This is a genomic window from Niveispirillum sp. CC-CTL257 (assembly GCF_059489915.1).
This window is the reverse complement of sequence record NZ_JCAJXE010000004.1, coordinates 816,972-839,068: the sequence shown is the minus strand read 5'-3', so window position 1 is coordinate 839,068 and position 22,097 is coordinate 816,972. Positions and strand designations below refer to the sequence as shown.

General features: G+C 64.7%; 21 protein-coding genes. 12 read left to right on the top strand and 9 right to left on the bottom strand.

The genetic code is table 11. The annotated features are described in order from the left end of the window. Window positions 1–41: 41 nt before the first annotated feature. Window positions 42–1,328, bottom strand: a complete 1,287-nt coding sequence (locus tag ABC729_RS24115; protein ID WP_495610163.1) for a class I SAM-dependent methyltransferase — start codon at window positions 1,326–1,328, stop codon at window positions 42–44. A gap of 443 nt (window positions 1,329–1,771) precedes the next feature. On the opposite strand from ABC729_RS24115, the gene ABC729_RS24110 reads away from it, so the two are divergent. From ABC729_RS24110 to ABC729_RS24085, 6 genes are all read left to right on the top strand, one after another. Further along, the gene (locus ABC729_RS24110) at window positions 1,772–3,025 is read left to right on the top strand and encodes a porin (RefSeq protein ID WP_495610162.1); all 1,254 of its coding nucleotides are present in this window, start codon (window positions 1,772–1,774) and stop codon (window positions 3,023–3,025) included. Window positions 3,026–3,107: 82 nt separating this feature from the next. Continuing rightward, window positions 3,108–4,151 carry an alpha/beta hydrolase gene (locus tag ABC729_RS24105; protein ID WP_495610161.1) on the top strand — a complete coding sequence of 348 codons (1,044 nt, stop codon included), beginning with the start codon at window positions 3,108–3,110 and terminating at the stop codon, window positions 4,149–4,151. 127 nt (window positions 4,152–4,278) lie between these two features. Next, a complete protein-coding gene (gene kynU / locus ABC729_RS24100) occupies window positions 4,279–5,514 on the top strand; it encodes a kynureninase (RefSeq protein WP_495610160.1) in 1,236 nt (411 codons plus the stop codon). 119 nt (window positions 5,515–5,633) lie between these two features. Beyond that, the gene (locus ABC729_RS24095) at window positions 5,634–6,470 is read left to right on the top strand and encodes a hypothetical protein (RefSeq protein ID WP_495610159.1); all 837 of its coding nucleotides are present in this window, start codon (window positions 5,634–5,636) and stop codon (window positions 6,468–6,470) included. A 90-nt stretch (window positions 6,471–6,560) separates the two neighbouring features. Continuing rightward, complete coding sequence (locus ABC729_RS24090; RefSeq protein WP_495610158.1) at window positions 6,561–7,559, top strand: MBL fold metallo-hydrolase; 999 nt, start codon at window positions 6,561–6,563, stop codon at window positions 7,557–7,559. A gap of 205 nt (window positions 7,560–7,764) precedes the next feature. Then, window positions 7,765–8,544: a class II aldolase/adducin family protein gene (locus ABC729_RS24085; protein ID WP_495610157.1), complete on the top strand. Its 780-nt coding sequence runs from the start codon at window positions 7,765–7,767 to the stop codon at window positions 8,542–8,544. 19 nt (window positions 8,545–8,563) lie between these two features. Here the strand turns inward: ABC729_RS24085 and ABC729_RS24080 are convergent, their stop codons facing one another. Genes ABC729_RS24080 through ABC729_RS24065 form a run of 4 tightly spaced genes read right to left on the bottom strand, consistent with a single transcriptional unit; the run spans window position 8,564 to window position 11,445 of the window. Further along, window positions 8,564–8,935, bottom strand: a complete 372-nt coding sequence (locus ABC729_RS24080) for a hotdog family protein (protein ID WP_495610156.1) — start codon at window positions 8,933–8,935, stop codon at window positions 8,564–8,566. Next, window positions 8,932–9,318, bottom strand: a complete 387-nt coding sequence (locus ABC729_RS24075; protein ID WP_495610155.1) for a MaoC/PaaZ C-terminal domain-containing protein — start codon at window positions 9,316–9,318, stop codon at window positions 8,932–8,934. Before ABC729_RS24075 ends, ABC729_RS24080 begins: the two co-directional genes overlap by 4 nt. Window positions 9,319–9,328: 10 nt before the next feature. Further along, window positions 9,329–10,819, bottom strand: a complete 1,491-nt coding sequence (locus tag ABC729_RS24070) for an acyl-CoA synthetase (RefSeq protein WP_495610154.1) — start codon at window positions 10,817–10,819, stop codon at window positions 9,329–9,331. Beyond that, window positions 10,816–11,445: a TetR/AcrR family transcriptional regulator gene (locus tag ABC729_RS24065; RefSeq protein ID WP_495610153.1), complete on the bottom strand. Its 630-nt coding sequence runs from the start codon at window positions 11,443–11,445 to the stop codon at window positions 10,816–10,818. The genes ABC729_RS24070 and ABC729_RS24065 overlap by 4 nt, the downstream gene beginning before the upstream one ends. A 192-nt stretch (window positions 11,446–11,637) precedes the next feature. Between ABC729_RS24065 and ABC729_RS24060 the strand changes: the two genes are divergently transcribed. From ABC729_RS24060 to ABC729_RS24050, 3 genes are all read left to right on the top strand, one after another. Continuing rightward, entirely contained in the window at window positions 11,638–12,519 is an 882-nt protein-coding gene (locus ABC729_RS24060; RefSeq protein ID WP_495610152.1) for an alpha/beta fold hydrolase, read from the top strand. Window positions 12,520–12,536: 17 nt separating this feature from the next. Next, the gene (locus ABC729_RS24055; protein WP_495610151.1) at window positions 12,537–14,759 is read left to right on the top strand and encodes a TonB-dependent receptor; all 2,223 of its coding nucleotides are present in this window, start codon (window positions 12,537–12,539) and stop codon (window positions 14,757–14,759) included. Between the two features lie 133 nt (window positions 14,760–14,892). Beyond that, window positions 14,893–16,173, top strand: coding sequence for a spinster family MFS transporter (locus tag ABC729_RS24050; RefSeq protein WP_495610150.1), 1,281 nt, complete (start codon window positions 14,893–14,895; stop codon window positions 16,171–16,173). A 6-nt stretch (window positions 16,174–16,179) separates the two neighbouring features. Here ABC729_RS24050 and ABC729_RS24045 read toward each other — a convergent pair whose 3' ends face one another. From ABC729_RS24045 to ABC729_RS24035, 3 genes are read right to left on the bottom strand one after another with little or no spacing between them, the layout of a single operon-like run. Continuing rightward, complete coding sequence (locus ABC729_RS24045; RefSeq protein ID WP_495610149.1) at window positions 16,180–16,812, bottom strand: glutathione S-transferase; 633 nt, start codon at window positions 16,810–16,812, stop codon at window positions 16,180–16,182. A gap of 19 nt (window positions 16,813–16,831) precedes the next feature. Next, on the bottom strand, window positions 16,832–17,725 hold the full coding sequence (locus ABC729_RS24040; RefSeq protein ID WP_495610148.1) for a pirin family protein: 894 nt from the start codon (window positions 17,723–17,725) through the stop codon (window positions 16,832–16,834). Window positions 17,726–17,732: 7 nt separating this feature from the next. Beyond that, window positions 17,733–18,146, bottom strand: coding sequence for an acyl-CoA thioesterase (locus tag ABC729_RS24035; RefSeq protein WP_495610147.1), 414 nt, complete (start codon window positions 18,144–18,146; stop codon window positions 17,733–17,735). A gap of 182 nt (window positions 18,147–18,328) precedes the next feature. On the opposite strand from ABC729_RS24035, the gene cysE reads away from it, so the two are divergent. Next, entirely contained in the window at window positions 18,329–19,168 is an 840-nt protein-coding gene (cysE, locus tag ABC729_RS24030; RefSeq protein WP_094455239.1) for a serine O-acetyltransferase, read from the top strand. A gap of 50 nt (window positions 19,169–19,218) precedes the next feature. On the opposite strand, the gene ABC729_RS24025 is transcribed toward cysE, so the two are convergent. Further along, window positions 19,219–19,992, bottom strand: coding sequence for a ferredoxin--NADP reductase (locus tag ABC729_RS24025; RefSeq protein WP_495610146.1), 774 nt, complete (start codon window positions 19,990–19,992; stop codon window positions 19,219–19,221). 336 nt (window positions 19,993–20,328) lie between these two features. On the opposite strand from ABC729_RS24025, the gene cysG reads away from it, so the two are divergent. Then, entirely contained in the window at window positions 20,329–21,735 is a 1,407-nt protein-coding gene (gene cysG / locus ABC729_RS24020; protein WP_495610145.1) for a siroheme synthase CysG, read from the top strand. Between the two features lie 19 nt (window positions 21,736–21,754). Beyond that, the gene (locus ABC729_RS24015; protein ID WP_495610144.1) at window positions 21,755–22,078 is read left to right on the top strand and encodes a DUF2849 domain-containing protein; all 324 of its coding nucleotides are present in this window, start codon (window positions 21,755–21,757) and stop codon (window positions 22,076–22,078) included. Window positions 22,079–22,097: the final 19 nt, after the last annotated feature.

The window sequence follows — 22,097 nt, the reverse complement described above, 5'->3', positions numbered from 1 at the left end:
GCCGCCGGATGGCGGCACCCGGCGCTTGAGGGCGCGTGAAATCACTCCAAAATCAACGCCACCTGCCCCGTGAAGGGGCTGATCGCTATATGCCGGAACCGGATGCCGGTACGTGCCGCGAACTCGCCAAAGGCCTTGAATTCATGCTCGGCCCAGGTGCGGTTGCCGATGAACTCATCAAAAACCAGCACCGATCCCGGCACCAGCCGGGACTCCAGTTCGCGCAGGACGGTCACAGTGGAACTGTAAATATCACAGTCGATATTGACGAAGCGCACCGGTCCCGGATGCGCTGCCAGGAACCCCGGCAGCACCTCATCGAACCAGCCCTTATGCAGGCTGACATTGTCCGGCATGGCGGGCAGCGGGACGGCATCGCCATCACCCAGGCTGAAGGTCCCCGCCATCTCATTGCCCCAGCCTTCGGGCAGGCCTTCGAAACTGTCGAACCCATGCACATGCTGCCCGGCAGCCGCCGCGATATGGCGCAGTGATGTCCCCCGCCGCACCCCAAATTCCAGCACCAGCCCCGGCACCTGGGCTTGCGACAGGGCAAAGCGCAGAACCTCCGCCGACACCCCGAATATCCGGCAATCCGGGGCCATATGCGCCATCAGGGCGCGGGCACCGTCCAGGATGGGCGACGGGGCCGCCCCCGCAGCATCCCCGCCCGTCAGCACCTCATAGGCCGCCAGGAAGCCCGCATATTTGCGGTTCGCCCCCGGACTGGTCACCGCCCGGCGCAGCCGTTCCTTCGCCGGCTCCAGCCCCTGATCGCCGATCAGACAGGCATGGCTGGCGAACCAGGCCGCCCCATGGCCCGGATCTTCCGCCACGATCACATCGAAATCGGCCAGCGCGCCGGCGGGATCGCCCAGATAATGGCGCGACAGGGCGCGGTGATAGCGCACACCCTTGTTCAACCGCCCCCCTGCCGCCTCGGCATCGACCAGCGCGATGGCCTCTTCATACCGCGCATCCCGGCGCAGGGCATTGGCCAGCATCTCCGTGACCCGCAAGTCTGTCGGGTCGCCTTCATGCATCGCCGCCAGGATTGGGACCGCCGCATGCATCATGCCCAGCCCGTTCAGCGCACGGGCCAGATCAAAGCGCATACCCGGATCGTCGGGACGCTCCGCCAGGGCGGCGCGCAGCAGCGGCAATGCCCGCCCATGCTCATTCATCCCGATCAGGGCACGGGCCAGCAGTCCCATGCCCGCACCATCCGCCGGCTCCCCACCCTCGGTCAGCACCCGCCGCGCCACACGGAACCGCCCCGCCTGCAAAAGCTGGTCGGCCTGCGCCAGGATGTCGGGCGGGGTCTGCATGGGGCGCTTCCGGTCTGTCTCTCGCCGTTTCTGGTAAAGGCTACGGGCACGGAATGCAATGTCACGCGCCAACAGCTATACTCCGCCGAAAATTTGTGATTAAAAAATGACAAAACCCAATTGACGAAGTGGGGAATTAAATTCAATATCCCAATCGGTGGTGTTGAACCCATCCGCGGGCATTTGACCTGACAGCTTGCGCCGCGTCACCAAACGCTAAAGCGCCACGAAGCCTCGTGGTGTCCTGAACCTTGAAGGAGACACCCGATGACCTGCTGTTGTCCCTGACACGACAGACACCGGCCACGGCATCCCTTACGCCGTAAGGCCCTGATCACGCAAATGAAACCAAGGCAGGAACCGGCGCTTTTGAGCGACCGGCGCGGGGTCCTTATGCCCCGCATAATCCGGCCACAGAAAACAGATCCATGAAGGGAAATCCCATGTCCTCCTTCCGTTCCAAGACCGCCGCCCTGCTGCTGACGGGTGCCGCCCTGACCGCGCTGGCCCTGCCCGCCACCGCGCAGTCAACGTCTGAGGTTGAGGCCCTGCGCGCCCAGGTACAGTCGCTGCTGGCCCGCATCGAAAAGCTGGAAAAGGCCCCCAGCACGCCCGCCGGCCCGCCCTCCAGCAAGGACGCCCCTCTGGTCGCCGCCGATGCCTTCAAGGCGCCGCAGGTGGTGCAGTCGGGCAATGGCAAGGTGAAGCTGACCCTGTCGGGGCAGATTGGCCGCGCCCTGATCGTGGCCGATGACGGTTTCGATAGCGACGCCATCCATGGCGACAACGCCACGGCGTCGTCGCGCCTGCGTCTGTCCAGCCAGGCCAAGCTGGACGATAACTGGACCGCCGGCACCGATATCGAGCTGGAAACCTCGTCGGCCTCCACCCGCAATACCGGCTTCGGCACCGACAGCGGCGCCTTCTCGGTGAATGAGCGCAAGGTGGAATTCTGGGTGCAGCACAAGAGCTTCGGTCGTCTCTGGGTGGGTCAGGGTGACACTGCCACCAACCAGACCTCTGAGACGGACCTGTCGGGCACGTCCGCCCTGATCAGCCATTCCGACATCGGCGCCACCTTCGGCGGCATCGCCTTCCGTAATAGGGCAACGCGCACTGCCGGCCCGACCATCAACAACGCCTTTAATAACTTCGACGGTATGCACCGCGAGGATCGGGTGCGGTACGATACGCCCAGCTTCGGCGGCGGCTTCCAGCTGTCGACCAGCGTGACGGAGGGTGGGGCCACCGATGGTGCCGTGCGCTACAACAGCAAGATCGGCGATACCGAGGTGACCGCCGCCATCGCCTATACCGATAATGACAGCCGCACCGGTTTCGACACGCAGACCAACGGCTCCATCTCGGTGAAGTTCGCCAGCGGCTTCAACGTCACCGCCGCCGCCGGCACGCGCGACCTTGGCCCCCGCGACAGCGATTTCTGGTACGGCAAGGTCGGTTACATCGCCAAGCTGACCAGCATCGGCAACAGCGCCTTCGTGGTGGATTATTTCAGCCAGGAGGATTTCGCGGTGGCGGGTGCGGATGCCAAGGCCTGGTCGGTTGGCTATGTCCAGACCGTCGATGCCTTCGCATCTGACTTCTATATCAGCTTCCGCAACCACAGCTACGACACCCGCACCGCCGACTTCAAGGACGTGTACGGCGTGATCACCGGGGCGCGCGTGCGCTTCTGATGATCCGTCTGGGTGCGGGAATGTTGTCCCCAATCATCGTTCCCGCACCCGCCTTTCCCTACCCCCCACCCGGAGACAGGCCATGACCGGCACAATCCTGCCCATCGCCCCCGTTCCCCATCGCGCGGCGTCCCTGTGTCTGGTTCCGGAAAAGCCGGGCTTCACGGTCGGCCCCGACCTGTCGCCGGAAGTCGCCGAAGTGGTCCGCATCATCGCGGGTAGTGCCACGGGCGCTGGCGATCTTGCGGAAACCCGCCGCATCTTCACCCGCGTGCGCCGCGCCCTGGGGCCAGAGGCACCGGATATCGCCTCGGTGCGCGAAGAAACCATCATCGGCCCCGGTGGCCCGCTGCGCCTGCGCCTTTACCGCCCCTCCTTTGGCTTCCGGCCTTTGCCGGCCCTGTTGTTCTTCCATGGCGGCGGCTGGACATTGGGCGATCTGGACAGCCATGACACGCTCTGCCGGCAACTGGCGGTCGCCACGGGCCATGCCATCGTGGCCGTGGATTACCGGCTGGCACCCGAACATCCCTGGCCCGCCGCCATTGAGGATGGCTGGGCAGCGCTCCGCTGGCTGGCGGCTTACGCGCCCCTGCTGGCCATCGATCCGCTTGCCATCGGCGTGGCGGGCGACAGTGCGGGCGGCAATATCGCCGCCGTTCTGGCCCTGAAGGCACGCGATGCCGGCGGGCCGATCCTGAAGACCCAGGTGCTGATCTATCCCGCCGTCGATCTGGCCGCCGGCCTGCCCAGCCATTTCACCCGCGCCGACGGTTACCTGCTGACGCGTCAGGCCTATGTCGCCTATGTCCGCAACTATCTGGCGGGCCAGGAGGTGGAGGGCGACTGGCAGGTCTCGCCCCTGCGCGCCGACCGTCTGGATGGCCTGCCGCCCACGGTGATCATCACGGCGGGCTTTGATCCGCTGCTGGATGAAGGCCGGGCCTATGCCGGCCGGCTGGCCGCCGCCGGGGTGCCGGTGCTGCACCGGCTCTATCCCGACATGGTGCATGGTTTCATCACCATGGGCGGTCGCCTGCCCGCCGCCAACCGCGCCATCGCCGATATCGGGCGGGCCCTGGCGTCTTACGACATCTATGCTTTCAGCGATGGGGGTGGGATTTAGCAATTTCCATGCGTGGCGTCAGGCTTCGACGGCATAAAACGCCTTTGTCCGCCGCCTGCCCGCTGTCCTCTTGACGGCAGGGCGGGCGTCGGCATTTTCGGGGGTTCCGACAGTGACGGGGAACCCCATGCCGACGCGCGCCGAGATTGAGGCCCTGGACCGTAACGACCCGCTTTCCGGGTTCCGGGAAGAATTCACCCTGCCGCCGGGGGTGATCTATCTGAACGGCAACTCGCTGGGTCCGATGCCGACCAAGGCGGCACAGCGCGCGGCAGAGGCGGCGACGCAGGAATGGGGCGTCGGCCTGATCCGGTCCTGGAACAGTGCCGGGTGGTTCGCCGCCCCTTACAAGCTGGGCGACAGGCTGGCCCAACTGCTTGGGGCGGACGCCGGGGAGGTCGTGGTGACCGACGCCACCGGCGTGAACCAGTTCAAGGCCGTGGCCGCCGCCTGCGCCCTGCGTCCCGACCGGCGCGTCATTGTGATGGAAGGCAGCAACTTCCCCACCAATAATTACATGGTGCAGGGTCTGGCCGCCTTCCTGGGCCAGGGCCATGACATCCGCTTTGTGGAAAAGGATGGCATCCTGGATGCCATTACCGACGATGTCGCCGTCGTCGCCCTGACCCATGTCCATTACAAGAGTGCCCATATCCTGGACATGGCCGCCATCACGGAAAAGGCCCATGCCGCCGGTGCCCTGACCGTCTGGGACCTGTGCCATTCCGCCGGGGCCATTCCGGTAGACCTGAACGCGGCCAAGGCCGATTTTGCGGTCGGCTGCACCTACAAATACCTGAATGGCGGGCCGGGTAGCCCGGCCTTCATCTTCGCGGCAAAGCGTCATCATACGGCCATGCAACAGCCCTTGTCCGGCTGGTGGGGCCACGCCGCCCCCTTCGCTTTTGGCCGTGATTACCGCCCCGCCGATGGCATCGGGCGTATGTTGACCGGTACGCAGGGCATCCTCTCCATGCAGGCCGCTGAACCCGGCATCGATCTGGCCGTGCGCGCTGACAAGCATCTGGCCTGGGCCAAGGCCCGCACCATGGGCGACCTGTTCATCGCCCTGGTGGAGGAAAGGCTGGGTGCGGACACCTTCCGCCTGGACAGCCCGCGCGACGGGCATCAACGCGGCGGCCATGTGGCGCTCGCCCATCCCCAGGGCTATCCCATCATGAAAGCTCTGATCGAGGCCGGCGTGATCGGCGATTTCCGCGCGCCTGACACCCTGCGCTTCGGCTTCTCCCCGCTCTATCTGCGCTACGCGGATGTGGCCGATGCCGTCGATATCCTGGCCGATATCATGGCGCGCGGCGTCTGGCGGGAGGAACGGTTCCAGGCAAAGGACGCCGTAACCTGAACATGCGCCCCACCGCGCCATAAGCCAGATAACACGTTTCGCGTGTGCACACTCATTGCCCGATCCCGTCTTTACCGCTATCAGTTATACCCACAAGGGCTTAACACCGGGGGGATGTCATGTCGCGGATCTGGCTGTGGCGGGCGTGTGTGGTGGGGGTGGCTTTGGCGCTGCCCGTGGCAGGGGCCATGGCGCAGGTGGATGCCGGCGGGGCGGCCACGGGCGCACAGAGCGTGCCGGCGGTCGCCACCATGGCGGGCGGCAGCAATATCTATGACGCCTCCGTTGCGGCGCTGACCAAACTGGCCATGATCGCGGTCATCCTGGAACAGGCACTGGCCCTGATCTTCGACTGGAAGCCGTTCCGGGAGACCTTCGACCGCTCAGCGGTGAAGCCCATCGTCAGCTTCCTGTTCGCCGGTGCCATCGTGCATGAATTCGGCTTGGACGTGGTGGCGACCCTGATCAAGGCCTATGGCGGCGATCAGGAAGGTATCGGCATCGTGTCGAAGCTGGTGACAGCTCTGGTCCTGGCCGGCGGCAGCGGCGGCATCAACCGCATCCTGCAGCGTATGGGCGTTCGCAGCAATCTGAACTTCAAGGACGAAAACGCGCCGCCGCCCACCACCGCCTTCGTGGCCGTGGTGCCCATGCCGAAATCGGCCAAGAGCGACATTGCCTGCGTCACCGTCGTCGGCATCGACAGCGCGGGCACCAGCCATTCATTGGGCACCGTCGCCGGCCCCAGCGTGGGCCGCGACCCCACCGGCTGGCGTGCATTCTTCCTACAGGAAAAAGGCCGCTTTCCGACAGAGGGTGGCTTCGCCCTGACGCCCGGCCAATGGTCCATCCGCCTGGACGCCACCGACGGCAGCGGCACCGTGAGCAGCAGCAGCCTCTGGGGTCCCTATCAATTGGATGCTGGCGCGCAGATCGACCTGACGATCAAGGTGTGACACAGCCGTCCGCTCCCTGTCCGTTTCCGGCCTTGCACCCACATCATGCTTCCGCTCCAATGCCGGAAACAAAACGGGTAGGGAACAAAAATGAACTCTTGCGACTGCAACCGGCGGGGCTTCTTCGGGCATGCTTTCGGTTGCGGGGCCTGGGTTGCAGTGGCGCTGGCCGCTGGCACGACCCAGGCCCGGCAGGCGCAGGCCCGCACCCTGGCCGACCCCGTCACCACCACCCCCTTCGCGCGCATTGAGAAGATCGCCGACGGTGTCTGGGCCGTGGTCAGCACACCGTTTACCGCCGATGGCGGACGCGGCGACCGCACCACCCTGTCCAATGGCGGCATCATCGCGGGTCGCGATGCGGTACTGGTGGTGGAAGGTTTCTTCACCCCCGCCGGTGGCCAATGGCTATCGGATCAGGCGCTGGCCCTGACCGGCCGCCGCCCTACCCATGTCGTCGCCACCCATTACCATCTGGACCATGTCGGCGGTCTGGCCGGCTTCCGGCAGGGGGCCGACGGGCCGGAACTGCTGATGACGGCGCGCACCGGGGCGCTGTCCGCCGAACGCAACGCGCTGGCCAAACCCACAGACGGCAGCCCCTTCCCCAAGGCCCCGCCCATCCTGCTGCCCACCCTGATCCTACCGGAGGGCGAGGCAAAGCTGGACCTGGGCGGGCGTACCGTGCGCCTAATCGCCCGCACCGGCCACACCGACAGCGATGTGACGATGGAACTGGATGACCCGCGCGTGATTTTCGGCGGCGACCTGCTGTGGAACGGTATCTTCCCCAACTATGTCGATGCCGATCCGCTGAAGCTCTCCAGTGCCGTCACGGCCCTGTTGTCCGACCGCACCGCCACCATCGTGCCCGGCCACGGCCCCCTGGCTAATGCCGCCGACCTGTCGGGTTACAAGGGTGTGCTGGACGCGGTGGAGGCGGCGGCGCGCCGCGCCCATGCCGCCGGTCTGCCGTTGGAGGATGCCGCCAAAGCCTTCACCCTGCCGGCCAGCCTGGGGGCCTGGACCCTGTTCAATCCCGGCTTCTACACCAACGCCTTCAAGGCCTGGTACCGCGTGCTGGGATAGAGCAGTTTTCGGCTACCCGAAAACTGCTCCGGCGGCGACTGCCGCCGCGCCGCACATGCGGCGTGAAGCCAAGCCGCGGATGCGGCGCCGGCGCTTGAGGAATTGAAAGCGAGAGCGTGTTTCCGGTTACCGGAAATACGCTCTACAGACGGGCCGAACCGCGCTACACTCCATCCAAACAAGTGTTTGAATATGGGAGGGTGCGATGACGCAGAACATGGCGATTGCCGGGGCCGGTGGTGCGGGTGCGACGGCAAAGGATGAGGCCTCGATCCGCCGCGACTTGGCAGCGGCCTATCGGCTGACGGCGCTTTATGGCTGGGATGATCTGGTCTTCACCCATATCTCCGCCCGCCTGCCCGGCCCCGATCATCACTTCCTGATCAACCCTTACGGCATGCTGTTTGAGGAGATTACCGCCTCCTCCCTGGTGCGCGTCGATATGCATGGCAACAAGCTGGATGACAGCCCCTATCCCGTGAACCCGGCCGGTTTCACCATCCATTCGGCGGTGCATGAGGTGCGGGACGATGCCGGCTGCGTCATGCATCTGCACACACCCGACGGCACCGCCGTCGCCACCCTGGCCGAAGGGTTGCTGCCTTTGAACCAGACCGCACAGCTGGTCCTGGCCGACCTTGCCTATCATGATTATGAAGGCGTCGCCCTGGACCATGCCGAAAAGCCGCGCCTGCAGACGGACCTGGGCACCAAATCCACCATGCTGCTGCGCAATCACGGCACCCTGACGGTGGGCGCGACAGTGGCGGAGGCCTTTACCCGCATGTATTTCCTGGAACGGGCCTGCACCATGCAGGTGCGCACCCTGTCCATGGCCGGGCGCGTCCTGTACGACACCGAACCCGGCGTCATCGACAAGAACATGGCGCTGGGCCGCATGGCCGTGGCGCCTGCCGCCAACCACCTGATCTGGCCGGCGCTGCTGCGCAAGCTGGACCGGGTGTCGCCGGGGTATCGTGAGTGACGGGGCTTACCCTCGCCCCTCACCATCCCTTGTCGGCCACATCCTCCACATAGACCAGCGCCCGCCCCTCGGCCAGCAGCACCCCGTCCGGCCCGTGACAGGTTGTCTCCAGATCGACCAGATGCTTATCTGCCCGGATGCGCGTCACGGCCACCCGCGCCGTCAGCTCCCCGCCCAGCGGCACCGGATTCAGGAACCGCGTCTGCTGCTTCAGGTAATTGGTCCCCGGCCCCGGCACCTTGACCCCCAACAGGTAGGAGAACAAGGCCCCGACCAGCGGTTCCGGCACCTCCCCCTCGGGCATTTCCGCCCCGCCCAGCGCCCGGTAATCGGCCACATCCTGCACCGTGAAGGCGCGTTTCACGATGGCTTCATCGCCCAGCCGGATCATGCTGCCGCTCCCATCCCAAACACACCTTCGCAGGTGACGACACCATCCGCCACCCGTTCGGCCTTCACGGCCACTTGGGTCACACCCTCCACCTCCTCCGTCACCTCGGCGGTAAAGCGCATGGCCTCCCCGGTGTAGGTGGGGGCCGGAAAGCGCACATCCTTGGACAATTGCCGCGCACCCGGCCGCACTTGCCCCGCCAGTCCGCGCAGGATGGAACACAGGAACAAGCCATGCGCCACCGTCCGCCCGAACCGGGTGCGGGAGGAGAAATCGGGATCGACATGGATGGGATTGTCATCACCCGACAGGCGGGCGAACAGGTCGAACTCCGCCTGTGTCAGGCTGCGGTCGATGCTGATACGGTCAAGCAACGGGGGCATGGAACCTCGATCAATGCTGGAGACGATGTTTCTGCACCTTCCCCGCCGCCGTGCGGGGGAAGTCGGTGACCGCGACAAAACTCTTAGGCACCTTAAAGGGCGCCAGCCTTTCGCGGCAGAAAAGGGTCAGTTCATCCGCCGGCGGCAATGTCTGACCGGGACGGGGCAGGATATGGGCGCGTCCCACTTCCCCCCATTTCTCATCCGGCACGCCCACGACGGCGGCCTCCAGGATGGCGGGGTGCTGCGACAGCACATTCTCCACCTCCGCCGGATAGACATTCTCCCCGCCGGAAATGAACATCTCCTTGATGCGCCCCACGATGTAATAGAACCCGTCCGCGTCACACCGGGCGAGGTCCCCCGATTTCAGCCAGCCATCTGCGGAGAAAGCGGCTTCGGTGGCATCCGGGCGGTTCCAGTATCCGGGCGTGATCCCCGGCCCGCCGAACCACAGTTCGCCTGCCTCACCCGGCCTCACATCCACCCCGTCCGGGCCCACGATGCGCACGCCGGCCAGGACCTGCGGCTTGCCCACCGACCCGATCTTTTCGGCCACCCGATTGGGGTCCATGATGAAGGCGGTGGGGCCCGTCTCCGTCATGCCCATGCCGTTGCATACGCGCACCCCGCGTTCCAGGAAGCGCTGCACCAGCTGATCCGACAGCGGCGCCCCGCCACAGCCCCAGGACCGCAGCCTTGTCAGATCGACCGAGGCGAATCGCGGATGCAGCGACAGCATCTGATAGATGGCGGGCACGCCGAAAATCGCGTCCACCCGTCCCGCCGCCACTAGGTCCAGCATCACATCGACATCGAACCCCGGCATGATCAGCACCCGCCCGCCGATGATGAGCGTCGGCAGCGTGTGCAGATTGATGCCCGCCGTGTGGAAAAGCGGCAGGAAATTCAGGGTCGTATCGCGCGAGGTCAGGCCGATGGGCTGCGAGATGTTGATATAGTTCACCATGGCCATGGTGAAGGTATAGATCACGGCCTTCGGCTTGCCCGTCGTGCCCGACGTGTAGAGCAGATACCAGATGCCATCCGCCGGCCAGAGACGCCGCCCTTGATGGATCGCCGTCCCATCCCGCCGCTCCGTATAATCCGTATCCAGCCCGACCAGGGCCGGCACCTCGGCGGACAGCTCCGCCGCCACACCCGCATCCTCATCGCCAAAGAACAGGACGCGCGGGCTGCTGTCGGCCAGCAGGGGCCGGATTTCCGCCGCCGGCATGCGCCAGTTCAGCGGCACCAGGATGGCCCCCATCTTGGCGCAGGCAAACAGCAGCTCGAAAAACTCAATCCGGTTGCGGCACAGGATGGCGACGCGGTCGCCCTCACCCACGCCCAAGGACAGCAGCAGCCCCGCCGCCCGCGCCGCGCGTTCATCCAGGCCGGCATAGGTGACGGTGCGGCCCGTCGCCACCTCCTCCATGGCGATGTCACTGCCGGCCAGTTCGGCCCGCTTGACGGTAACGTCGAAGATACAGGGGATCATGCACCACCTCCGCCACGCGCCAGGGGCGACAGGCCGAAGGTGATCAGCTCTGCCGCCGCGTCGGCCACTTCCTTGGCTGTCTTGTCGCTGCTCCAGACCGCATAGCGCATGCCCAGGAACACGCTCATCCCGATCAAGGCCCAGGCGCGCTCCTCCTCATGCCCCGGCCGGATCTCGCCCTTTTCGGCGGCCTGGGCCAGGTTGCGGGTATAGGCGGCGGCGAAGACCTTGTAATAATTCAGATACGCATCCTCGGCGACGAACTGCGCCTCCATGACGATGCGGTACAAATCCTTGTGTTCGCGCACAAACTCGATGAACGCTTCCAGGCCCAGCCGTTCCGCCGTCAGACGGTCGACATTGCCGGGCACACGCTCGGCAATGTGCTGGCGCGTCAGGTGGCCCATATCATCGACCAGGGCGCGGAACACCTGCTCCTTGCTGTCGAAGTATGTGTAGAAGGTGCCCAGCGCCGCGCCGGCCCGCTGCGTGATGCCGCTGATCGACGCGTCGTGATACCCGCGTTCCCCGAACTCCGCCGCCGCCGCGTCCAGCAGCTTGCGCAGCGTCCGCTTGCCTCTTTCGGTGCGCGGGGCCTTGGACGTTGCCGTCTCTTCGCCGCCCATGATTTCCTCCCTGGCTGCAACTTGAATATTGACTCAGGTTTCGATTTGCCGCAAGCATGGGGACAAGCCGGACGGAAGATCGATCAACCGATCTCCATCAACCCCAGCCTTCCACGACCAGTGTAATCGGTCCAGGGCGGGATAACGAACATCGGCACGGGATGGAAGCTTCAAGAGGGGGTAGACCGGCGCATGCCGTATCTGGTCACCAGCGATCAGGCGAAAATCGCCTATGATGATGTGGGGCACGGGCGGCCGCTGCTGCTGGTCCACGGCTGGGCCACGCATGCTGGTTTCTTCCGCCCGCAGGTCGAAGGCCTGTCGCAAAGCTTCCGTATCATCAGCGTCGATCTGCGCGGCCATGGCCGCTCGCGGGCGGCGGATGGTGACCTCTCCATCGATCTTCTGGCCCGCGACATCGTGGAACTGGCCGACCATCTGGACCTGAACGACCTGCTCGTCGTGGGCTGGTCGATGGGGGCCATGGTGCTATGGCGCGCCCTGCTGGATGGTCTGGCCGCCCGCGTGGCCGGCATGATCTCTATCGACATGGCCCCCCGCGTCATCAATGGCGATGGCTGGGATCTGGGCCTTCGCGGCAGCTCGGCAGCGAAATCGGCACGGCAGAGCCAAGCCGCCATGGTCGCCAACTGGGCCGCTGTCGGCCCCCGCGTTGCGGCCCGCATCTTCGCCGAAGGGCTGGATGTGGAACAGGCCATCCTGCGCCGCTGGGCAGAGACGGAGGTGGCGGACAGCGACCCCGTATCCATGGCCCGGCTCTGGACCTCGCTGACGGCCCAGGATTTCCGCCCCCTGCTGCCCGGCATTTCCGTGCCCGTCCTGGTGACGCATGGGAAACTGTCGCGGCTCTATTCCCAGGATACGGCCCAGGCGCTGGCATCGCTGCTGGCCCATGCCGTCACCATCGGCTTCGACCGGTCGGGCCATGCCCCGCATCTGGAAGAACCCGACCTGTTCAACAGCACGCTGACCCGTTTCGCCGCCACCCTGCCCCCGGCGGGTGGTGCGGAAGCAACCGGTGCCGGGCGGGATGAACCCGCCGGCGCTCAATGAGAATGAAAGGGAGAACCATGAAGTCCTCGTTCGGTAAATCCTCCATCACCGCCCTGCTCTGTGCCGGCACCGCACTGACCAGCTTGGCGGCCCTGCCCGCCCTGGCCCAGCAGGCCCCGGCCCAGGAAACGGCCAGCGAAAGCATCCTGGGTGAGATCGTTGTGACGGCCCGCCGTCGCGCGGAAAGCCTGCAGGACGTGCCCGTCTCCATCTCGGCCTTTACCGCCGAACAGCTGGAAAATGCCGGTACGCCCGACATCACCTCGCTGACCAAGACCACGCCGAACCTGACCATGCAGGTGGCGCGCGGTTCCAACTCCACCCTGATCGCCTTCATCCGCGGCGTGGGTCAGCAGGACCCGCTGTGGGGCTTTGAGCCGGGCGTGGGTCTTTATGTCGACGACGTCTATGTGGCCCGCCCGCAGGGTGCGGTGCTGGACATTTTCGACATTGAACGGATTGAAGTGCTGCGCGGTCCGCAGGGCACGCTTTATGGCCGCAACACCATCGGCGGTGCGGTCAAGTATGTGACCAAGAAGATTGATGACGAACCGCACATGAAGGCCAAGGTGCAGGTCGGCTCCTACAAGCAGACCGACCTGATCCTGTCTGGCTCTGCCCCCGTGACGGAGACTGTGGGCGTGTCGGGTGCGGTGGCCCTCTATCGCCGTGACGGCTTCGGCAAGAACCTGACCACGGGTCAGGAACATTACGACAAGGACGTGTCCGCCGGCCGCCTGTCGGTGGAATTCACGCCCAATGAGGACGTGTTCATCCGTGTTGCCGCCGACAAGACGGTGGATGACAGCAATCCCCGCCATGGCTACCGCCTGCTGGCAACGACCGGCTTTCCGGTGCTGGGCGATGTCTATGACACGCGCGCAGGCCTGACGGGCAAGCAGAAGGTAAAGAACCAGGGTGCCTCGCTGACGGCAGAGTTCAACGTCAATGATGAGGTGATGGTGAAGTCGATCACCGCCTATCGCGATGGCCGCTCCGACACCGTCATCGATTTCGACAATCTGCCTGCCAAGATCCTGGACATCCCGGCCTATTACGAGGATGACCAGCTGAGCCAGGAATTGCAGCTGGTCTATGAGGGTGAGCGCCTGAAGGGTGTTGCCGGCCTCTATTACATGGACGCCCATGCCGAAGGTGCCTTTGACACCATCATCGGCAATGCCAACCTGACCACCCTGACCTCTGGTGCCGTCGATACCAAGTCTTATGCCGCCTTCGCCGATTTCAGCTACGAACTGACGGACCAGGTCAAGGCCTCGGTTGGCGCCCGCTATACCTCGGACAAGAAGGAAGGCACCGTTTATCGCGCGAATTTCGCCGGCCTCACCAGCCCGCCGTTCGGCGGCACGGCCCGCAACCCGACCCTGATCCGTTCCGACTACACCAACAAGCGCACCTTTGACGAATTCACCCCGCGCGTCAGCCTGACCTATGAAGCGACGAGCGACCTCACGCTTTACGCCTCCTATGGCCGGGGCTTCAAGTCGGGCGGCTTTGACATGCGTGGTGACGTCATCCTGACGCCTGACACGGCCAAGGGCTACAACCCGGAGCTGGTTGATACCTACGAAGTGGGCTCCAAGTCCCGTTTCTGGGATGGCCGCGCCACCTTGAACCTGGCTGCCTTCTATTCCGACTATAAGGGCCAGCAGGTGACGACACAGGTGCCGTCGGGCACCACCATCGCCAGCTTCGTGGACAATGTGGGTTCTTCGACCATCAAGGGCCTGGAAGCCGAAGGTCTGCTGGCGATCACTGACGAACTGACGGCCAATTTCGCCATCGGCTATATCGATGCGGAATTCAACAAGTTCCTGCGCTACGATCTGGTCACCCGCCAGTACGTCAATATCGCCAACACGGCCGTGTTTCAGAACACGCCGAAATGGACGGCGAATTTCGGCCTGACCTATGTCCATGACATGGGCGAGGCCGGTACCCTGACCCTGACGGGCAATGCCGCACATCGCAGCGATTTCTCGATGTTTGAATTCCCGAACCCGGTTCTGGATCAGAAGGGCTACACGCTCTACGACCTGTCGGCCGTCTGGACGGCTGAAAGCAACAACTGGTCGGTTGGCCTGCATGGCAAGAACCTGGGCGACAAGAAGTACCGCGTGGGCGGCTACAACTTCCCCGGCGCTCTGCTGGCGGACAGCGTGATCGGTTATTACGGCCCGCCGCGCACCGTCACCGCCACGGTGGAATACCGGTTCTAAGCAATGGCGGGGTGGTGTCACCGCACCACCCCTCTCGCCTTTGGGCGGCGTTTCATGTGACTATCTCCCTACTTGGTGCCGCGTTCCCTGGGACGCGGCCCTCCTTTTTACACACCTCTCATAAGGGATCGTGATGAACAGCGACGCGACCACGGGCCGCCAAGGCGGCAATGCCTATCGCACCTATGTGCTGGTCGTCCTGATCCTGGTCTATATCTTCAATTTCATCGACCGGCAGATCCTGGGCATCCTGGCGCCGTCGATCAAGGCAGAGCTGAACCTGACCGACAGCGACCTGGGCTGGCTGGGTGGTTGGGCCTTTGCCCTGTTCTACACGGCCATGGGCGTACCCATCGCCATGCTGGCCGACCGGTTCAGCCGGACCTGGATCATCACCGTCTCGCTCGCCATCTGGAGCGGCTTTACGGCCCTGTGTGGTGTCGCCACCAGCTTCTGGCAGTTGTTCCTGTGCCGGCTAGGCGTCGGCGTGGGTGAAGCGGGCGGCGTGGCCCCGGCCTATTCGCTGATCGCCGACTATTTCCCGCCGAAGGAACGGGCCCGCGCGCTGGCGGCCTACAGTTTCGGCATCCCCATCGGCATGTCGCTGGGCATCCTGTTTGGCGGCCTGATCGCGCATCAGATCGGCTGGCGCTGGGCCTTCATCATCTGCGGTCTTGTCGGTCTGGCGCTGGCCCCGCTGCTGAAACTGACGGTGAAGGAACCGGCGCGCGGCGGTCTTGATGCAGCACAGGCCAAGCCGCAACCCGCCAGCCTGAAGGCCGTCCTGTCCACCCTGTCGGGCAAGCTCTCCTTCTGGCTGCTGGCCTTTGGTGCCTCCTTCTCCTCCATCATGGGCTATGGTCTGGCCTTCTGGCTGCCCTCCTTTTTCCAGCGCAGCCACGACATGTCGCTGGTCGATCGCAGCCTGTTCTTCTCGGCCATCGTCTTCATCGGCGGGCTGATCGGGGTCTGGCTGGGCGGGTCGCTGGGCGACCGGCTGGGGGCCGGGAACAAGGCGAACTACGCGCGCGTGCCTGCCACGGCTTTCCTGATTTCCCTGCCCTTCTTCTTCGGGGCCGTGAATACCGGCTCCCCCGTCCTGATGTTCTTCCTGTTCGTGGTGCCGCAGGCGCTGGCCCTGATGTGGCTGGGCCCAACCCTGTCGGCGGTCCAGCATCTGGTGCCCGCCAATATGCGCGCCACCGCGTCGGCGATCTTCCTGTTCATCAATAATCTGATCGGGATCGGCTTCGGCACCTGGTTCCTGGGTAAGCTGTCGGACATTCTGCGCGCCGGATATGGCGATGAAAGCCTGCGCTACTCCATCCTCTACTGCCTCAGCTTCTACGCCCTGGCCGCCATCCTGTTCTTCCTGGCCTCGCGCCGCCTGGACCGGGATTGGCATCGGGAATAAGCCCCCTCACGGCACCCCGTTCGCCTCAAACTCCCGGAACCCCGGCCGCTCGCGCAGCCGCGCCCACCAGTCTTCCACCGCCGGCAGATGCGGCCGCTCCATGGGCGTCATCTTCCAGCGGTTGGTGGACAGGCCCAGGACGATATCGGCCAGCGTGAAGCCCGGTCCCGCCACATAGGCCCCGGTCTTCACCAACTGCCCTTCCAATATCCGCATCTGGCGGTTCCAGCCGGCAATACCCGCCGCGATGGCATCGGGATCGGCAAAGGCTGGGCTTTTGCGGACCAGCGCCATGAAGGCATAACGCCAGGCGGGGTTCAGTTCCGTGGCCTGCCAATCCATCCACATTTCCACCCGCGCCCGCGCCAATGGCTGCATGGGCAGCAGGTCCGCCCTGCCCGCCTCCCCCGCCAGAAAGCGACAGATGCTGTTGCTCTCCCACAGATAGCCGTCGGCGACCTGCACCACCGGCACCTGGGCGTTGGGGTTCATGGCGCGAAATTCGTCGGTATCCACGGGCCGGAACCCGCTGCCCCAATCTTCGCGCACAAAATCCCGCCCGACCTCCCGGCAGGTCCATAGAACCTTGCGGACATTGATCGAGGATTCCTTGCCCAGGATGCGCAGCGGCTCAGTCATTTCGGACCCGTATCAATCATTATTCCGGTAACGGAATAAACTCCGTCTCCCCAGGCACCGTTGGGAACCTGCCATTGCGCCAGTCGGATTTCGCATCCTCGATCCGTTCCTTGGAGGAGGAGACAAAGTTCCAATAGATGTAGCGCGGGCCATCCATCGGCTCCCCACCCAGCAGCAGAAGGCGGGTGTTGCATTCGGCTGTCACCGTCAGGGCGTCGCCCTCCCGCAGGACCAGCAGCTGCCCCTGCCCGCCCTCTGCGGTGAACACATCGCCGGCGATATTGATCCGCCCATCGAACAGATAAAGCGCGCGTTCGGGATGGCTGGCCGGGATTTCCACCTTGGCCCCGGCATCCAGCAGCATCTCCATATAGATGGTTTCAGACAGGGTGCGGACGGGCGACGCCTCCCCGAACAGCTCGCCCGCGATCAGGCGCATCCAAACGCCATGGTCGCTGATGATGGGCAGGCCCTCGGCGGGATAATGGCTGAACCCCGGCTCGATCTCCTCAAACCGCTGCGGCAGGGCGATCCAGCTCTGGATGCCGGCCAGATGATTGCCATTGGCACGCAGGCCTGCCTCCGTGCGTTCGGAATGCACAATGCCCTTGCCGGCAGTCATCCAGTTGATGGCACCGGGCCGGATGGCCTGCACGCTGCCCACACTGTCGCGATGCATGATCTCGCCCTCCGTCAGATAGGTGACGGTGGACAGGCCGATATGCGGGTGCGGGCGCACATCCAGGCCGGTGCCGGCGGGGAAATATCCAGGCCCCATCTGATCCCAGAAGATGAAGGGGCCGACCATGCGGCGCTTGGCGCTGGGCAGGGCGCGGCGCACCTCGAACCCGCCGACATCATGGCTTTTGGGAACGATGATCAGCTCAACCGGACTTTGGGTGGGCAGGGTCATGACCGTGCTACTCCTGGGTGTCGGCGGCTGGGATGGCGCGCGGGCGGCCATTCTCGTCAATGGCGACAAAGGTGAACAGGGCCTCCGTCACCTTGAACCGCGCCTCGTCAAACCGCGACCGGCGCCAGGCCTCGACATGGATTTTCATCGATGTGCGGCCAATATGCTCGATGATGGCGTAAAGGCTGACCTCATCCCCCACCGACACAGGCCGGTGAAAGACCATGCCATCGACGGCGACCGTGGCGCAGCGCCCCCGCGCCCGCCTTGCGGCGGCATTGCCGGCGGCCAGATCCATCTGCGCCATCAACCAGCCGCCGAAGATGTCGCCCGCCGGGTTGGTATCGGCCGGCATCGCGATGGTCCGCACCGCCGGCTCGATGGGACAGCCATCGCCGGCCCGCATCACCTCATCCCCCATCACGCCCCCCGGAATTTCTTTTGGAAAACAGGATGATGCATGGCAATTCCGCCCCTGTCGACCGCCACCGCGCGCAGGCCAGCGTACCACCCATGCCGCAAACGCCCCACAATCGCCCTTGCCACGCCCCCCTGCTATGATCAAATAGCCGTTAAGAATTGCCCTTTGTTTCGAGGCAGCCCATGTCCGCGCGTGTCGCCCCCGTTTCCCAGACGCTTGCCAATCTGGACCCGATCTGGGCCGCCCTGCGCAATGAGGCGGCGCAGGCCGTGGCGGATGAACCGTTGCTGGCGGCCCTGTTCTATGGTGCCATCCTGAACCAGCCCTCGCTGGAAATGGCCATCATCCACCGCATCGCTACCCGTCTGGCGCATCAGGATGTGCAGGGTGAGTTGCTGGTGCAGGCCTTCACCGACGCGCTGAACGCGGAGCCGGAGATGGGTCAGGATTTCCGCGCCGATGTCGCCGCCGTGCTGGACCGCGACCCCGCCTGCCACCGCCATATCGAACCGGTTTTGTATTTCAAGGGCTTCCAGGCCCTGGAAACCCACCGCATGGCCCACCGGCTGTGGCATCTGGGCCGCCGCGACATGGCGCTTTACCTGCAAAGCCGCTCGTCCGTGGTCTTCGGCGTCGATATCCACCCCAATGCCCGCTTCGGGCGTGGCGTGATGATCGACCATGCCACCGGCGTGGTGGTCGGCGAAACCGCCGTGGTCGGCGACAATGTCTCCATGCTGCATGGGGTCAACCTGGGCGGCAATGGCAAGGATGATGGCGACCGCCATCCCAAGATCGGGTCGGGTGTGCTGCTGGGTGCCAATGCCAAGGTGCTGGGCAATATCCATGTCGGCGACTGCGCCCGTGTCGCCGCCGGCTCCGTCGTCCTGCGCGACGTACCCCGCGCCACCACGGTGGCCGGCGTGCCTGCCAAGATCGTGGGCGAGGCCGGCTGCTCCAACCCCGCCCGCGTCATGGACCATGTCTTCGCCGATTACAGGGATCAAGGCGCGGATATTTGAGGGTACGGCCCCAAAGCAAACCGGGGCACCCTTGGGTGCCCCGGTCTTCCTCACTTTTCCACAAACGCCTTTTCGATGACGTAGTTGCCCGGCGTATGCCCGGCCCCTTCCGTGAAGCCGCGTTCCTTCAGCAGTTCCACCGTCTCGGCCAGAACGTCCGGCCCGCCGCAGATCATGGCGACGTCGTTGGCCGGGTCCAGCGGGGCGGCCTTGATATCCTCAAACAGCTTGTGGTTCCGGATCAGGTCGGTGATGCGGCCCTGGTTACGGAACGGCTCGCGCGTGACGGTGGGGTAATAGGTCAGCTTGGCGGCCACATCCTCGCCCAGGAACTCGTCGTTCGGCAGGTCGTTGGTGATGTAGTCGTGATAGGCCAGCTCGCCGACCGTGCGGCAGGTATGGGTCAGGATCAGGCGGTCATATTTGGCATAGACCTCCGGGTCCCGGATGATGCTCATGAACGGGGCCAGGCCCGTACCGGTGGAGAACATGTAGAGGTTCTTGGCCGGGACCAAGGAACTGGTCACCAGCGTGCCCACCGACTTGCGGCCATGGATCACGGTGTCGCCCACCTGGATATGCTGCAACCGGCTGGTCAGGGGGCCGTTCGGCACCTTGATCGACAGGAATTCCAGATGTTCGGCATAATTGGGCGAGACGATGGAATAGGCGCGCGTCAGCGGTTTGCCATCCACCGTCAGGCCGATCATCACGAAATGGCCGTTCTCAAACCGGAAGGAAGGTTCGCGTTCGCAGGTAAAGCTGAACAGTGTGTCGGTCCAGTGATGGACGGACAGCACCTTGCTTTCGATGAACGCGCTCATTTCCAACTTCCTTCGTCACAAACGGTCGGGGCAGAGTCCCGGCCATGATTCCGCATTGCCACGACAGCTAATGTACATAGGTCGGGCGTTCAACCGGGTATTTCACACCCTTGTGCTCCATCGGCGCATGGCTGCCGTGTACACCCCCGATAAGTGCCCTTAACACCTACTTTACCCCTTCAATCATGTCATTGATAAATATCAAAGTTTTCTCTCGGGATTAATCCCTATATTTAACCTAGGAATATTGGAGAAATAATATTTCACCTCGACACGCCGTAAAAACGGGATCAAATCTCCCTCATTCCGCAGGTGCGGTAGAGGTGGAGCTGAACAATGGCTTTGCGTGGATTTCCGGTGTCACTGCCTTTGGAAGGGCAGAAGGTTCTGGTGGTGGGCGGCGGCGAACTGGCTCTGCGCAAGGCGCGGCTGGTGGCCAAGGCCGGTTGCCGCCTGACCATCATCGCCGGGGAAATCCATCCCGACCTCGCCAAACTGGCCGACACGGTCATTGTCCGGGATTTCACACCAAATGATGTGGAAGATCACCGGATCATCTTCGCCGCCACCGATGTGGAAGAGATTGACCGCGCCGTGGCCGATGCCGCGAACAAGGCCGGCATCCTGGTCAATGTCCCGGACAAGCCGGCGCTCTCCAGCTTCATCATGCCGGCCATCATCGACCGGGAACCCATCACCATCGCCATCTCGTCCGGTGGGGCCAGCCCCGTTCTGGTCCGCCGCCTGCGTGAACGGCTGGAAGCGGCCCTGGAACCCGGTCTGGGCCGGCTGACGACCCTGTTGGACAGTTTCCGCACCGCCGTGAAGGCCACGCGTGAGGGCGAAACCAACCGCCGCCGCTTCTGGGAGGCCGTGATCGACGGCCCCGTGGCACGCGACTTCCTGGCGGGCCGTGAACAGGCCGCCCGGGAGGCCCTGCTGGCCGCCGTCAACAACCCCGATTATGGTCAGGCCAAAACCGGCACGGTCGCCCTGGTCGGTGCCGGCCCCGGTGACCCGGACCTGCTGACCCTGCGCGCCCTGCGCGTGTTGCAGGATGCCGACGTGGTCGTGCATGACAAGCTGGTGGATGAGCGGATCATGGATTATGTCCGCCGCGACGCCCGCCGCATCTATGTCGGCAAGTCCAAATCCCACCACACGATGAGCCAGGAAGCCATTAACCAGCTGCTGGTGGCGGAGGCCAAGGCCGGTCACCGCGTGGTCCGGCTGAAGGGTGGCGACCCGTTCCTGTTCGGGCGGGGGGGCGAGGAAATGCAGGCCCTGCGCGCCGCCAATATCCCCGTCGAAATCGTCCCCGGCATCACGGCGGCGCTGGGCTGCGGTGCCTCCACCGCCATCCCCGTCACCCATCGCGACCATGCCGCCGGCGTCACCTTCGTGACTGGTCATGGCAAGGATGGGGAACCGGATCTGGACTGGCAGGCTTTGGCCCGTCTGCGCCACACGCTGGTCGTCTATATGGGCCTGTCGGCGGCTGAAACCATCGCGCGGCGCCTGACGGAGGCCGGGATGCCGGCCGACACCCCCGCCGCCCTGATCGAAAAGGGCACGCGGCCGGATCAAAAGCTGATCACCGGCACCCTTGCCACCCTGGCACCGCTGGCGGCGGCGCATGGGCTGGTGGGGCCGGCGATCATCATCATCGGCGATGTCGTCCGTCTGGCCGACCCCGCCCTTATCACCACGCTGGTGCCCGATCACCTGCGCGAAGCCGTTTGAGACAGGGAAGACCGTAGAGATGTTGGTCAAAGCCAAAGGAACCCAGCAATCCGTCGCCGCCAGCCGTCTTCTGGACGGAGAGGCCGTATGGCTGGGCACCGGCAATATCTGGGTGGAAGACGTGGCCCAGGCCGCCGTGTTTGACGGGGGCGACGCCATTGCCGAGGCGCTTGCCTTCGCAAAGGCCGAGGAAAAGCGCCAGGTCGTGGTCGATGTCTACCCGCTGGATGTGGAGATCACCGAGGCCGGCACCCGCCCCACCCATCTGCGCGAGCGGCTGAAGAATATCGGCCCCACCGTGCGCCGCGACCTGGGCAAGCAGGCCCGCCAGCCCGCCGCCTGACCCCATTCGAATGACAGAG